Below are 13,947 nucleotides of genomic sequence, written 5' to 3'. Positions count from 1 at the left end.
CGGTGCACTCCCGCACATTCGACCAGCAGGCCGGTCGCCGGATGCCGCGACGACGCAGAGGTGTTGCCATGTGGAATCGTCCGATCACACCCGCGGGTAGATTCCGATTCCGGTGCGGCGAGCAGCGCTGGGAATGGTCCCGCGAACTCGCCACGCTCTACGGATACCCCGCCGACACCGTGGCGCCCAGTGCCGAACTGCTGCTGACTCATGAACATCCCGGCGACCGCACGGCGATCGCCGACACCCTCACCAGGATCCTCGAGACCGGACAGGCGCTGAGCAGCGAGCACCGCATCATCGATACCGACGGCGCCCTACACGACGTGCTCGTTGTCGGCGATCGCTGGAATGACAGCCAAGGCCGCGCCATCGGCGCGCGCGGTTACTACATCGACGTGACGAACAGCATCGCCGAGGTCCGCAAAGCGGCCATCGACGACATCCTGCCGGGCCTGGTCGCCGGCCGGCAGGTGATCGAACAGGCCAAGGGGGCACTGATGCTCGTCTACGGAATTTCCGCCGAACGCGCCTTCCAGGTACTGACCTGGCGCTCCCAGGAGACCAACGTCAAACTGCGCGCCCTGGCGGCCGAACTCGTCGCGTCCCTGACCCGCTTCGGCGGCGCCACGACCGCTACCCGCACCCGGTTCGACCATCTGCTGCTCACAGCGCACGAATTCGGCTGACCTCAGCAGCTGACGAGGTTCACCGCACCTCCAATAGTGTTACATATTCGCATCAAACAATCCAAACATGGAGACAGGCACAGGCGCAGCTAAAGGGATGACGCCGCCCCGCTAGAAGCAAGCTCCAGCGAGGCAGCCAGGCTCATAACCAGCATAAACATCAATTCAACACCCCGGGATGCGATGAACATGTCCGACTTGACTGATCCATCGTTGCATCAGTACGTTGCAGAAAAGTATCATGATGACACCTCTGCGGAGGAGCCGACTCGACACGCACGGCAATGACCGCCACGCGTCAGGGGCGGTCCGCCCTAGCCGGTTGCGCCGGCCAGGGCCGGTCATCACTCTCGAACTCCAAGGAGCCGTCGTGCCACATTCCCGATTCGAATCGCTCGGTGCCTATCTACCCGAAAAGATCGTCACCACAACAGAACTGGTTTCCCGGCTGAATACCGCCCCCGCCTTCGATCTGGAGAAGGTCACCGGTATCGGGGAGCGCCGGGTGCATGACACGAACCCGGACTCGTACGAGGATTCCTACACGCTCGCGGTCAAAGCGGCAGACGACTGTCTGTCCAGGTCCCAGTACCGTCCCGGCGATCTGGACGTGGTGATCTCGACCTCGATCACGCGCAGCAAGCACGGGACACGGATGTACATGCAGCCCTCCCTGTCCTCGGCGATCGCCAAGGCGATCGGTGCGATCGATGCCATCACCTTCGACCTGTCCAACGCCTGCGCGGGCATGATGACCGGCACCTACATCCTGGATCGGATGATCCGCACCGGCATCGTGCGCAACGGAATGGTCGTCAGCGGCGAGGCCATCACGCCGATCGCCGAGACCGCGGTCGAGGAGATCTCCGAGCAATACGATCTTCAGTTCGCCTCCCTGACCGTCGGTGATTCCGGCGCCGCGGTCGTCCTGGATCGTGCGGTCGACGACCGAGACCGGATCGAATACATCGAGTTGGTCACCGCCGCGCAGTTCTCCGAGCTCTGCCTGGGCATGCCCAGCGAGAAATCGCAGGGGGTGGCGCTGTATACCGACAACCGGCAGATGCACAACGAGGCGCGGTTCCTGCTGTGGACCGATACGCAACGCGCGTACTACGCCGACCGCGGTACCAGCTTCGCCGACGAGAACTTCGACTTCCTCATCCATCACCAGTTCGGCGCGGCCGCCATTCCGTTCATGAACGCGATCGCCGAGCGGGAATTCGGCTCCCCGATGCCGCGGGATCTCAACGTCATCTCGAAGTACGGAAACACCTCCACCACATCGCATTTCATCGTGCTGCACGACTACCTGAGCAGAGGGGAGATCCCGGCCGGGTCGAAGTTGTTGATGGTGCCCGCCGCGTCCGGCGTCGTCGGAGGCTTCCTGTCCACCACCATCTCTTCGCTGAAAGTCTGAGGTAGTAGCCATGGGAATTCGTATCAAGTCGACTGGAACCAGCAGTGCCGGCGACACTTTCAGCAGCATCGATCACAGCGGCCGGGCGGCACGCGAATGTATGGAACGCGCGGAACTGCGACCCAGCCAGATCGGCGTACTCATCAACGTGGGTGTGTTCCGGGACTCCAATACCGTAGAGCCCGCCATGTCGGCGTTGATTCAAAAGGCGGCGGGCATCGGTCTCGACTATGCCTACGGCGACCCGAGGACCTTTTCCTTCGATCTGATGAACGGTGCGGTCGGTGTCCTCAACGCCGTGCAGGTGGCCCAGTCCATCCTCGAGACCGGCAGTGCCGGGCACGTACTGATCGTCTCCGGCGACACCCATCCATCCCTGTCCAGATCGGCCGCTGATGACGAGTTCCCTTATGCCACTTCGGGAGCGGCGCTGCTGCTGGAGCCGTCCGGCGGAACCGAGACGTTCGGCCGGGTACATACCCGAACCGGCGAAGGGGATCCCCTGATCGAGTCCTATGTCGACGTCAGCACGATGGGCCGGGCCGGGCGCACGATGATGACGGTGGAGCGTACGCCCGGCTTCGAGGACCGTCTGCTGACCGTGGCCGAGCAGGCCGCACAGGCCGCACTGGCGGAGGGATCGGCGATCGACCCGGCGACGACGGTCCTGATCGCGTCGACGCCGACCGCCGGATTCCCACGGCGGCTGGCGGATCGCTTGGGGATCACGGAAGTCCGTACTCCGGATCTGTCCGACGGCGATCCGCACACCTCGGCGCTGCCGCTGGCCTACGACCGCGCGATCCGGGACGAATCGCTGGACGGTTTCAGCGAAGTCCTGTTCGTCGCGGCCGGAGCCGGACCTACCGCGGCGGCGGTGCGGTACCGGCTACCGGCACCGGTCGGAGCGATTGCGTGACCACGGACACCTACTGGGCCGGCGTCGACCGGTTCCGTGCCGTGGCATCGGCCTCGCCACGGCGCGCGGCGCTGCTCTTCGCGGCCGGCTCCGCGGCAGAGTCACTGCCGCACTACCGGACCCTGACCTACGGGCAGCTCGACGACTGGTCCGAGGTCATCGCCGAACGGCTCACCGCCGCAGGGGTTTTCAGCGGTTGTCGGGTGATCGTGCTCATCCTGCCCGGTCCCGAGCTCTACGCTGTCATGCTCGGTTTATTCAAGATCGGCGCGGTACCCGTCGTCATCGATCCGGGGATGGGGCTGCGCAAGATGCTGCGCTGCCTGCGGTCTGCCGATGCCACTGCGTTCATCGGCATTCCGCAAGCCCATCTGGCTCGGGTGATCCTCCGCCGCTATTTCCGTGATGTGCGGGTTCTGGTCACGGTGGGACGGCGCTGGCTGTGGTTCGGCGACACCTTGGCTCGGTGGGGCAGAACGCCGGCGGGACGCAGGCCGGCCGCCCGAGTACCGGCGCCCGACGGCGATCCACTGCTGGTGGCCTTCACCACCGGCAGCACCGGACCGGCGAAGGCCGTCGAACTCACCCACGGCAACCTGACGGCGATGGTCGATCAGGTCCACGATGCCCGCGACCGAGTGCCGCCGGACACTTCGCTGATCACCCTGCCGCTGGTCGGACTGCTGGATCTGTTGCTCGGCTCCCGATGCGTACTGCCGCCGTTGACGCCGGGCCGGGTCGGGTCCACCGATCCGGCGCATGTAGTGGACGCGATCACCCGGTTCGGTGTCCGCACCATGTTCGCCTCCCCCGCGGTGCTGGTCCCGCTCCTGGAGCATCTACAGCGCCATCGAGTACGGCTGCCGTCGTTGTGGAGTGTCTTTTCGGGCGGCGCGCCGGTTTCGGATCGGTGCATCGCCGGATTGCGCACCGTACTCGAGCCGCACGCGCAGGTGTTCGCGGGCTACGGCTCGACGGAGGCGCTGCCGATGGCGACCATCGAGTCTCGAGAGTTGCTGGACGGGCTCGCGGACCGCGCGCACAGTGGTGACGGCACCTGCCTCGGCAAGCCAGTCAACGGCGTGCGGGCGCGGATCGTGGCGTTGACCGACGAGCCGATCGCCACGTGGGCGCAGGCGCGGGCGCGGGCGGGTGAGCTGGCCGCGACCCGCGGTGTCGGCGAGCTCGTGGTCGCCGGGCCGAACGTCAGCACTCGCTACTACTGGCCACCGGCCGCGAACGCGACCGGAAAGATCGCCGACGGGGATGTCATCTGGCACCGGACCGGCGATCTGGCGTGGATCGACGACGACGGCCGGATCTGGTTCTGCGGCCGCAAGAGCCAGCGCGTGGAGACTCCGCGAGGACCGATGTTCACGGTGCAGATCGAACAGGTCTTCAACGTCGTGCCCGGCGTGGCGCGCACCGCGCTGGTGGGGACCGGGCCGATCGGCTCGCAACGGCCCGTGCTGTGCGTCGAGCTCGAACCCGGCGCCGACCGGTCCACCGTGGAGCCGCGACTACGTGCCCGGGGCGCGGAATTCGACCTCACCGCGCCGATCTCCGAGTTTCGCTTTCACCCGGCCTTTCCCGTCGATATCCGGCACAACGCCAAGATCGGCCGCGAACAGCTCGCACACTGGGTCACCCAGCAGAGAACGGCAGGCGCGACATGAAATCGCCTGCCCTGCTGACTATTCCGCTGCTCGGCTGGGCGCTGCTCCTCGCAGGCGCCATCGCCTGGGCGGCCGGACACCCACCCCGCAGCCGAGTGCTGCGCATGCTGTGGGCGATCGACGCGTTTCTCAGCATCGTGGTGCACGCCGCACAGATCCCGGCGGCGTTGCGAGCCGCCGCGACGAGCGATCGCTCCCGGCTCGAAACCGCGCTCATGACTCAGGTCTTCGGGATGACCTGGCGCCCGCTGCGGAGGACGCGATGAAAGTACTGGTGACCGGCGCCTCCGGGTTCCTCGGTGGGGCACTGGTAAACAGGCTGGTCCGCGAGGGCGAGCACGAGGTAGCGGTACTCGCGCGCCCGACCAGCGATCTACGAGACATCTGCGATCTCGATCGGATCCGCATCGTGCCCGGCGACCTCGGCGATGCCTCGTCCCTCACCCGGGCGACCGTGGGCGTCGATATCGTCTTCCACGCCGCCGCCCGAGTGGACGAGCGCGGCACGCGTACTCATTTCTGGAACGAGAACGTCTGCGGCACCGAGCGATTGCTGTCGGCGGCACGCCGGGCCGGCACCCACCAGTTCATCTTCATCTCCAGCCCGAGCGCGCTGATGGACCGGGATGGCGGCGATCAAATCGACATCGATGAGTCGGTACCCTATCCCGAGCGATACTTGAATCTGTACTCGGAAACCAAGGCTGCCGCCGAGCGGGCCGTGCTGGCCGCGGACGCGTCCGGCTTCCGCACCTGCGCGCTGCGACCGCGCGCGATCTGGGGTGCCGGCGATCGGTCGGGCCCGATCATCCGGCTGCTCGAGCGCACGGCACAGGGCAAGCTGCCCGATCTCTCGTTCGGCCGCGACGTATACGCCTCGCTGTGCCATATCGACAATATCGTCGACGCCTGCGTCAAGGCGTCGACCTCCGAAAGGGTCGGCGGGAAAGCGTATTTCATCGCCGACGGCGAACAGACCGACGTCTGGAAGTTCCTCGCCGAGGTAGCCGGACGTCTCGGATACCCCGCACCCAGCCGGACGCCGGACCCGCGACTGGTGCGGGCCGCCGTCGCTGTCATCGAAGCGGCGCGGCGCATCCCCGCGGTCGCCGGTCGCTGGGCACCCCCGCTCTCGCGGTACACGGTCGCCCTGCTCACTCGCACCGCGACCTACGACACCAGTGCCGCCGCAACGGATTTCGGCTATCACCCGATCGTCGATCGCGAACGTGGGCTCGCGGAGTTCCTCCGCTGGCTCGACGGCGTCGGCGGGGTTGCCGAGCTCTGGCCACCGACCGCGGTAACCGAACCCACACAGGAGCGAACATGACAACGACCTTCCGTCGCCGCATCTCACCCATCGAACGCATGTACTTTCCCATGAAGGACATGGCGCCGCCCTTTCTGATGCAGCTGGAGATCCGCGGCGACGGCGCCATCGACGTGGGTCGATTGCGCAGCGCTGTCCGGATCGCCGCCGATGCCTGTCCCGGCGCGCGGCTGACGCGCGACGGCGACTACTGGGTGGACAGCGGCGTGCCACCCGCTGTCCGCGAGATCTCCGGTCATACGCTCAATGACGCACGGCTGGAGGAGGATCCGGTTCTCACCAGTCCGATCGAACGAGCTCCGGAGGCCACCTGCGAGGTCATCCTGCTGACCGCCGCACCGGCCACCATCATCTTCCGCGCGTTTCACGGTGTGATGGACGGCGTGGGCTTGGTGCTGTGGGCCAACAATGTGTTCCGGGCACTGCGCGGGCAGAACCCGCACATCCTGGCCGATCCGATCAGCGACGACGAACTGGTGCGCGAGCTGGGCCCGGTCGGCAAGCCGGCGGTGCTGATTCCGCGCTTCCGGTCCGCGATCGGGTACGGTCGCCAATCGCGCCATCAAGCGAGACATCTTCTGCGCCACCGCTCGATCAACGCGGCCGGAACGGGCGCGCTGGCGCGCGTCGCCAGTGTCCTTGCCGCCGAGGCAGGTTCGACGCAGCGCTTCATGGTACCGGTCGACCTGCGCAGGCACGCACTGGAACTGAGTTCGACCGCGAATCTCGCTCTACCGCTTTTCCTCGACGTCGCGCCCGGCCAGAGCTGGGTGCAGATCAACGCAGACAAGCGCGCCGGGTTGGCCGAACGCCGGGAGCTCGACCAGATCGGCCACGGCTCGATCGCGAGCGCGCCGGACTCGCTCGCTCGGACCATCTTGCGCGCCACCAATTGGCTGGGCGCGCGATATGGTCGAAACCTTGTTTCCGCGACCATCTCCCATCTCGGACGATTCGATCTGGAGAAATTGCGCGCGCCGGGGTTCACCCCGACATCCGTGCGGGCACTGCCACAGCACAGTGTGGCCATGCCGCTGTTGTTCGCGATGACCGAAGTAGACGGCCGAACCGAATTGACCGTGTCCGCCCGTAACGGTCTGGGCATCGAGAGCCGGCTGGAGGCATTGCTCGATCGGATCACCGCGACGCTGGAAGCTCCTGTCCCGCAACGCGACTCCTCCTCGGTATGAGACTTCTGTCCCGCCTGGTGGCGGCGAGCCCGAAACTCGTGCTCGCCGCCGCGGTCTGTTGCACGGTGCTGTTCGGTCTGTTCGGCCTGAACCTGCAGAACCGAGTGAGCATCGGCGGTTTCGACGACCCGGGCAGCGAATCGGCTCAGGTGGACAAGGTCGTTCGAGACCAGCTCGGTCCGCAGAACCCAGACGTGATCGCTGTCTACACAGTTCCGCCGGGGCAGACGCTGGCCGACCTGGGACCCCGGGTCACGCAAGCGGTCGATCGCATCGCGCCCGACCGTCTGGCCCGGAAAGTCGAAACCTATTGGAACAACTCCCCGCCGCGGCAAGGCCTGCTGCGCTCCACGGACGGCCGGCAGGCGCTCGCGGTCGTATTCCTGGCAGGCGACGAGACGCAACGCATCGCCGCCTACCCCGATATCGCCGCAGCACTGCGGATCCCGGGCGTCGACACCCGATTCGCCGGTTACAGCGCGCTCGCGAACGAGATCAGCGATCAATCCCGCCACGATCTGATTCGCGCGGAATCCCTTTCGCTGCCGGTAACACTCGCCATTCTGGTCTTGGTCTTCGGCGGAGTGGTCGCGGCCGCGCTGCCGGTGATGGTGGGGATACTCACCGTGGTCGGCGCGCTGGGCGCGATCGGGCTCATCGCACGCTACGCCGAGGTGAGCGTCTTCGCGGTCAACGTGGTCTCCCTCCTCGGTCTCGGCCTGGCCATCGATTACGGGCTCTTCCTGGTCAGCAGATACCGGGAGGAGCTCGACGCGGGACGCTCCGTGCCCCAGGCGGTGAGCCGATCGATGGCGACCGCCGGTCGGACCATCACGTTCTCGGCGTTGCTCCTGGCCTGCGCGTTCGCGGGCACCTTCGTGTTCCCCCAGGCCGCGTTGCGTTCGCTCGGCTTCGGTGCCATCGCCGCGGTCATCCTGGCCGCGCTGCTGTCGCTGATCGTCCTGCCCGCGGCATTGCTGGTGCTCGGCCCCCGCATCACCCGCTGGACCTGGCGCGCGGACGCGTTCGAACGCGGGGAACGTCGCGCCGCGCGCTTCTGGGGCCGCGTGGTGAGCGCCGTACTCCGGCGGCCCGGCGCCGTCGTTGTCGCGGTTACCGCGCTGCTGCTGGTAATGGCCGCGCCATTAGCGAGCGTCCGCCTCGGCGAGATCGACCACACCGCGCTGCCCGCCGGGAACCCCACCCGCGCCACCGTCGAGGAGCTGACCGCACAATTCCCCGCCGCCAACAGCGGCGCGACCGTGCTGATTCGCGGCGACACCACCACGGCGGCCGCGATAGTCCAGCGGGTCGGCGGCGTGCCCGGCGTGCGTCAAGTACTGCGGCTGAGCAGTGACCATGACACCGTGATCCTGCATGCCACCTTGGATGCCCCGGACCGTAGTCCGGCCGCCAACGAAACCGTCACTCGGATAAGACAACTCGACGTTCCAGCGGGTACCGAAGTACAGGTGGGCGGTGAATCCGCGACCGTCGTCGACGGCGTAGACGCCATCACCGACCGGCTACCGCTCATGATCGCCATCATGATCGCCGCGACCATGGTCCTGTTGCTGTGCGCGTTCCGCTCGGTGATGCTGCCGATCAAGGCCGTATTGATGGCCGCGCTCAGCCTGACCGCCACCTTCGGCGTATTGAGCTGGATCTTCTATCAGGGCCACCTGGCCGGTCTGCTCGGCGTCAGCACCGGCCCGCTGTCCGGCGGCATGGTGGTGTTGATCATCGCCGTCGTCTTCGGTCTGTCGACCGACTACGAGGTCTTTCTGCTCTCCCGGATGAGCGAAGCCCACCGGGCTGGCGCTGATACCGCGGGTGCGGTCCGGACCGGCATCGTGCGCACCGCCCGAGTGATCACCGCCGCGGCAGCACTGCTCATTCTCATCACGGGCGCCTTCACCCTCTCCCCCCTCACCCCGATGCGGACCTTGGGCATCGGAATGATCGTCGCCCTGTTTATCGACGCGACCCTGGTCCGGATGCTGTTGGTTCCCGCCCTGGTCCAATTGATGGGCCCGATCAACTGGTGGCCGTCGGGCCGGCGACGCGACCGCGAGCCGACTGCGACGGACCACGCCACCGCAGAACTGGTCAGCAGCGCCGACATCAGATGATCAGGCTCGGTTGTGCGGATAAAGCTCGATGTCGACGCCCGTGCGCAACTCCGGTTCGGTGAACAACTCGGACGCGGCGATCACCGGGAGCGAGACCTTGTACACCCCGGCGCCGACGGGGACTTGCCGGATCGTCAACGCGTAGGTGCACAGGTTCTGCGCGGGTGCGTGCTCGCCCTTGCCGAGCTGGGCAAGGGCGAGCACGCGGTCGCCGGAACCGGTCGTCACCCACACCATGTCCTCAGCGTGCGAGCACGCGGTCCGCGCCCGGGTCTCCGATTCGGTACCCGCGTCCTCGTGTACCCGGAGAGTGCCGGAGATGGTGAACGTGGCACGCGGCGAATCCCGAGTAGGTTCGTCGGATCCGCAACCGCCGACGAGACCGAGCATCGCGACCAGCAACGGACCACTCACCCGCAGTGACGCCCGCTTGCTTTCCGTTTTCATGCGGTGAACCTCCTGACTCGGCCGCCATGCGGCCCGTGTGTCGTTTGCTCAGCTCCAGGCGGAGCGCGCGAAAATGTTGCATATATGCAATGGACATCTCGACCTATTCAGCTCCGAAAACCTGCATTAGGTCAGTCAAGCACGCATGAAGTGCCAGATGGCGACACATACCGCCAGGACTCCGTGTTGCAACATACCGCACTTCCGTCCTATTATTGCAACAACATATGGCCGGAAGCGATCGGCCCACCGTCAGAGCCCCGACCGTCGAGTCGGCAGAGCACGCTGACGGGTCACATCGCATACAGCCGACGCGAATCAGGAGAAACATCTTGTCCCACAGTCACCGGACCGTGACTGCGCCACGCCTGCCCGCCATGGCCGTCGCCACTGCACGCGTCGGACTAGGCGTGGTCTTTCTGTTCGAAGCCACCCAGAAGCTCTTCGGTTGGTGGTCCGGCTCGCCGACCGGCTCTGGACATCCCGAACCCTTGATGAGCTGGCCCTACTGGTGGGCGGGCGTGGCCGAACTCGCCTTGGGCCTCACGCTCACGGCCGGCTGGCACACGCGCGCGTCCGCGCTCCTCGGAGCGGGCACGATGGCATACGCGTACCTGTTCGAGCACATGCACATCGTGTCGCCGGACATGTTCGACTGGCGCCCGATGGAGAACGGCGGTGCGTTCGCCGCGGTCTACGGATTCGCCTTCCTCCTGCTCTTCGCCGCGCCGACGGACACCTTCTCCCTCGATTACCTGATCGCCAGAGCTACCGATCGCCGGCAACCATCTCCCGAAGCCGGCGATCCGCTTCCCGGCGCCTCGGCAAAGGGGCAGCGATAGTGCGACCGACTGCATCTCCGAAACGCCTCTGCCAAAACATCGATCCCGAAGTCTTCTTCCCAGAAGGAACCAACCGACCTGCCCAGGTAGCGTTCGCGCAGACCATCTGCAGAGGCTGCCCCGTGCTGAGATCCTGCGCGGCCGAGGCCCTGCGCCTGGGCATCACCCACGGCGTCGTGGCCTCCGTCGACTTGAGCGATCCGTTGATTCGACCACTGGAGGAGGCAAAACGCCGCCTGCAACGGGTCGCGGACGGCCGCCGAGTTTGTTGACGGTTACCGATGGCCTTCTATCGGGCAGCGCAAATGGCATGGCCCCATTCGAAACCAATCGATGGGGCCATGCCATTTAACGGAAGGTTACAGCGCCGCATTCCGCACGATCGAAATGTGATGACGCCGGATTATGGGCGACTGCCGGATGTCGATCAGAGTGTGATCATCGGGACTGTAGAAAGTGCCGACGAGCCGGCGCTTCCCAGCGAAGAACCAGCACTACCCAACAGCGGTAGCCCGATGGTAGATCCAAGCATTATTTCTTCTCCTTCATTCGAGCCCGACAGGTCACATCATGGATTCATATCGCGCACGTCTACCGCCACACCTCGCTCAGGGAGCGGCGGAGGCAAGCAGATTCGCCGAACCCAATGCCGGAAGGCTTGACAGCGCGCCCGCCCCGAGCGAGCCCATGGCACTGGCTACAAATGGCAGGGACAGCGCTGCACCGAGACTACCCAACATTCGAATTTCCTTCTTTCTTTCGTCGTCGCCGCAGAGCCACGGAGACAGACCGGGAATTTAATTCACATCTGCAACTTAGTTGCGATTACAGGTAGATATCTCACTGGCGGTTCCGCCCCGGGGAACGGCGCATAGTAGCCGCAATACACCCGCATAGACGTCCACCAATGCTCGTTCTGTGTCATATCTGAATCAAAGTGTTCCGTGATGGCAACACCTAGTCAAGAGCTGCAGCGAGTGACCTGGCTCACTGAAATCAGGTCCACTACGTCTCACTACCGCCCCCAGTAGATGCATTGCCACAGTCGCGATCTCCAGCAAGGCACTGTTCATCCAGCGCTCAGTTGCCCTATCGTTTCATTTTCGCAACAATCCGCCTCCGCCCCATCGCTGCTCGCTCCTATTCCGGGATGTCCCCGGTGAGGGCGATGTTCACCCAGCTCGGGGCGTCCGGGTCGAGTCGCACGTGCTCGGGGCGGAGGCCGGAATCGGCCAGGATGAGCGTCGGCGGGACGCCCTTCGGGAAATTGCTGGCGTACACGTCGATGCGCAACCGGTGTCCGGGTTGCAGCACTGCGTCGGTCGGTGTCGCGGCGATGTCGAGGGTGACCGGTTCGCCGGGCACGGTGGGCTGTCGCCGGTCCAGTGAGAGGTAATAGTGCGGTTCGGTGTAGTCGCCGGTGGCGGAGGTCTTGCTGGCCGCCTCGTCGATCTGGCGCAGCGAGGAGGCCAGCTGCCCGCCGGCGATCTGGCGAGAGGTGCCGTCGGGGGCCACATCGTTGACCGTGGCCACCCAGTACCCGTCGGTGGCGTCGTGCACGACGTTGAGGTGCACGTTGATCGGACCGGAGATGGTGGTCGCGGCGGCCACCGGGCTGCTGGTGAAGCTCAGTCCGTCGCGCTCCCACACCCGGGAGTCGTTGCCGCACACATCGAGGAATGCGGTGACGCCCGCGGTGATACGAGCGACATCGCGACCACACAGGCTCAGCAAGCCAGGCGCGACCGTGAGGTCACGGACCGTTGCCTGCCGCGGAGTTTGCGCGAGTCCCCCGTCGTACACCGAACCCGCCGCGGTACCCGACGGCAGATCGTTGAGATACACCCGGCGATAGGTCGCCTCGGTGCGCGGGAACTCCGTGAGGTCGGTCCAGCCGCCGCCCTGTTGTTTCACGACCAGAGGCGCGTATTCCTCTATGCCGTTGTCGATTCCGCGCAGCCAGTGGTCGAACCAGGCCCGCTGCAACACATTCAGCCGGGGCGGCATGCCGGGATGCCCGAAACCGGCCAGCCCCGTGCCGGTGTGGTACCCGTCGCCCATGATGAGCTTCTTCTGCTGGTTCGGCAGGGGTATGGCGTTGAAGGTGTCGGTAGGTGTAGTGCCGAAGATGTCGAACCAGGCGCCGACCATGAAGGTCGGCACCCGAATGTTGCCGACCTTGGCCTTCAATCCTTGGCGGAACGGCGAATTCGGATCGACCACGCCTCGGGTCTGCGGTGTCAGCTGATCAGGTGTCAAGGCGGTGTAGGCATTGATGACCGTGTCGACCATGGTGAGCGGATTGGCGATGCGGTCCTTCAACCATTGCAATTGCTGTGCGGGATCGAACTTTCCGACCACGAGGGCGGTGATGTCCGGAATCATCTTGGACGCGTTGACGCCGAGCAGCCAGGGAATCAGGAACCCGGCCCCGACGCCGCCGCCGGGGCCGACGATATCGCCGAAGACATCGGCGCTGCCCTCATAGGCGAAGACCGCCTTCAGCCCCGGTGGCATCCGATCGGTGGCCTCCAGGGCGCTGATCGCGGTGAACGAGACGCCCATGGTGCCGACATTGCCGTCACTCCAGGACTGGCGGGTGATCCAGTCGATCACCTCCGCGGCATCCTGCTTCTCGCGGTCGCCGAAGACCTGCCAGGCGCCCTCGGAGGTGCCGGTACCGCGCATGTCGACCTGCACCAGGGTGTACCCGGCCTCGGCCAACGCCCAATCCTGCGCGGCGGCCTCCAGGACGCCGGCGTCGAGCTGTCGGGTGACATCGAACAGTCCGTCGACCCCGACTCCCGGCAGGTTGAGCGAGGAGATCCACTCCGCGAGAGGTTGTTTGATGCCGAGTCCGTCGGCGGAGGCGAGCAGCGCCTGCCCGATCAGAATCGGGAGTTTTCCGTAGCCCTGCATCTGCAGGACCACCGGACGCCTGCCATCGGCCAGGCGGCCGTCGCGGGCCGGATGGATGACGTCGGCTTTGAGCACCTTGCCGTCGCTCATCGTGATCGGCACCGCGAGATCTGGACTGATCCCGTTATACGGCTGCGGGCCATCCAGTGCCGAATTCCATTGCGCCGCATGCGATCCACCCTCGATTCCGGTGAACACCCCACCCGGCTCACCGACTGCGGTCGGGGCCAGGAACGACGCCCCCGCCAATGCCACCGACGCCAAAACCATGCCCTGCATCGCGAACCGCCTCGTTCGCTTCCGCGCCCTCATCGAAGGTGTCCTACCTCTCACTCGACCCATGGCCAGATTGTTGCTACCGGCCGGTAGGACGGCCTCGTTCC

General features: G+C 65.8%; 12 protein-coding genes. 10 read left to right on the top strand and 2 right to left on the bottom strand.

What is annotated here, in order from left to right:
* The first annotated feature begins 68 nt into the window (after window positions 1–68).
* From ACFYO1_RS01610 to ACFYO1_RS01575, 8 genes are all read left to right on the top strand, one after another.
* Window positions 69–689, top strand: a complete 621-nt coding sequence (locus tag ACFYO1_RS01610) for a PAS and ANTAR domain-containing protein (RefSeq protein ID WP_387226099.1) — start codon at window positions 69–71, stop codon at window positions 687–689.
* A gap of 370 nt (window positions 690–1,059) precedes the next feature.
* Entirely contained in the window at window positions 1,060–2,109 is a 1,050-nt protein-coding gene (locus tag ACFYO1_RS01605) for a 3-oxoacyl-ACP synthase III family protein (RefSeq protein WP_387226097.1), read from the top strand.
* A 10-nt stretch (window positions 2,110–2,119) separates the two neighbouring features.
* On the top strand, window positions 2,120–3,028 hold the full coding sequence (locus ACFYO1_RS01600; RefSeq protein ID WP_387226096.1) for a hypothetical protein: 909 nt from the start codon (window positions 2,120–2,122) through the stop codon (window positions 3,026–3,028).
* Complete coding sequence (locus ACFYO1_RS01595) at window positions 3,025–4,704, top strand: fatty acid CoA ligase family protein (protein WP_387226094.1); 1,680 nt, start codon at window positions 3,025–3,027, stop codon at window positions 4,702–4,704. The genes ACFYO1_RS01600 and ACFYO1_RS01595 overlap by 4 nt, the downstream gene beginning before the upstream one ends.
* The gene (locus ACFYO1_RS01590) at window positions 4,701–4,970 is read left to right on the top strand and encodes a hypothetical protein (RefSeq protein ID WP_387226092.1); all 270 of its coding nucleotides are present in this window, start codon (window positions 4,701–4,703) and stop codon (window positions 4,968–4,970) included. Before ACFYO1_RS01595 ends, ACFYO1_RS01590 begins: the two co-directional genes overlap by 4 nt.
* Window positions 4,967–6,034 carry an NAD-dependent epimerase/dehydratase family protein gene (locus tag ACFYO1_RS01585; protein ID WP_387226090.1) on the top strand — a complete coding sequence of 356 codons (1,068 nt, stop codon included), beginning with the start codon at window positions 4,967–4,969 and terminating at the stop codon, window positions 6,032–6,034. Before ACFYO1_RS01590 ends, ACFYO1_RS01585 begins: the two co-directional genes overlap by 4 nt.
* Window positions 6,031–7,224: a peptide synthetase gene (locus ACFYO1_RS01580; protein WP_387226088.1), complete on the top strand. Its 1,194-nt coding sequence runs from the start codon at window positions 6,031–6,033 to the stop codon at window positions 7,222–7,224. Before ACFYO1_RS01585 ends, ACFYO1_RS01580 begins: the two co-directional genes overlap by 4 nt.
* Complete coding sequence (locus ACFYO1_RS01575) at window positions 7,221–9,356, top strand: MMPL family transporter (RefSeq protein ID WP_387226086.1); 2,136 nt, start codon at window positions 7,221–7,223, stop codon at window positions 9,354–9,356. Before ACFYO1_RS01580 ends, ACFYO1_RS01575 begins: the two co-directional genes overlap by 4 nt.
* Here ACFYO1_RS01575 and ACFYO1_RS01570 read toward each other — a convergent pair whose 3' ends face one another.
* Window positions 9,357–9,803: a hypothetical protein gene (locus tag ACFYO1_RS01570; RefSeq protein WP_387226084.1), complete on the bottom strand. Its 447-nt coding sequence runs from the start codon at window positions 9,801–9,803 to the stop codon at window positions 9,357–9,359.
* Window positions 9,804–10,180: 377 nt separating this feature from the next.
* Between ACFYO1_RS01570 and ACFYO1_RS01565 the strand changes: the two genes are divergently transcribed.
* Together ACFYO1_RS01565 and ACFYO1_RS01560 are read left to right on the top strand one after the other, a co-directional pair.
* Window positions 10,181–10,645, top strand: coding sequence for a DoxX family protein (locus tag ACFYO1_RS01565; RefSeq protein ID WP_387231641.1), 465 nt, complete (start codon window positions 10,181–10,183; stop codon window positions 10,643–10,645).
* Window positions 10,645–10,917, top strand: coding sequence for a WhiB family transcriptional regulator (locus ACFYO1_RS01560; RefSeq protein WP_387226081.1), 273 nt, complete (start codon window positions 10,645–10,647; stop codon window positions 10,915–10,917). Before ACFYO1_RS01565 ends, ACFYO1_RS01560 begins: the two co-directional genes overlap by 1 nt.
* Window positions 10,918–11,785: 868 nt before the next feature.
* Here ACFYO1_RS01560 and ACFYO1_RS01555 read toward each other — a convergent pair.
* Window positions 11,786–13,843: a CocE/NonD family hydrolase gene (locus ACFYO1_RS01555; protein ID WP_387226078.1), complete on the bottom strand. Its 2,058-nt coding sequence runs from the start codon at window positions 13,841–13,843 to the stop codon at window positions 11,786–11,788.
* Between the last annotated feature and the right edge of the window lie 104 nt (window positions 13,844–13,947).

Origin of the sequence: Nocardia sp. NPDC006044 (assembly GCF_042871115.1) — a bacterium.
Classification (GTDB): domain Bacteria; phylum Actinomycetota; class Actinomycetes; order Mycobacteriales; family Mycobacteriaceae; genus Nocardia.
The sequence above is the reverse complement of the archived record's forward strand: the minus strand, read 5'-3'. Positions and strand labels throughout refer to the sequence as shown.

What these genes read in the sequence shown, in the direction of transcription:
- ACFYO1_RS01610 (WP_387226099.1), top strand. Translation starts at nt 69, where the DNA reads ATGTGGAATCGTCCGATCACACCCGCGGGTAGATTCCGATTCCGGTGC.
- ACFYO1_RS01600 (WP_387226096.1), top strand. Translation starts at nt 2,120, where the DNA reads ATGGGAATTCGTATCAAGTCGACTGGAACCAGCAGTGCCGGCGACACT.
- ACFYO1_RS01590 (WP_387226092.1), top strand. Translation starts at nt 4,701, where the DNA reads ATGAAATCGCCTGCCCTGCTGACTATTCCGCTGCTCGGCTGGGCGCTG.
- ACFYO1_RS01585 (WP_387226090.1), top strand. Translation starts at nt 4,967, where the DNA reads ATGAAAGTACTGGTGACCGGCGCCTCCGGGTTCCTCGGTGGGGCACTG.
- ACFYO1_RS01580 (WP_387226088.1), top strand. Translation starts at nt 6,031, where the DNA reads ATGACAACGACCTTCCGTCGCCGCATCTCACCCATCGAACGCATGTAC.
- ACFYO1_RS01575 (WP_387226086.1), top strand. Translation starts at nt 7,221, where the DNA reads ATGAGACTTCTGTCCCGCCTGGTGGCGGCGAGCCCGAAACTCGTGCTC.
- ACFYO1_RS01570 (WP_387226084.1), bottom strand. Translation starts at nt 9,803, where the DNA reads ATGAAAACGGAAAGCAAGCGGGCGTCACTGCGGGTGAGTGGTCCGTTG.
- ACFYO1_RS01565 (WP_387231641.1), top strand. Translation starts at nt 10,181, where the DNA reads ATGGCCGTCGCCACTGCACGCGTCGGACTAGGCGTGGTCTTTCTGTTC.
- ACFYO1_RS01555 (WP_387226078.1), bottom strand. Translation starts at nt 13,843, where the DNA reads ATGCAGGGCATGGTTTTGGCGTCGGTGGCATTGGCGGGGGCGTCGTTC.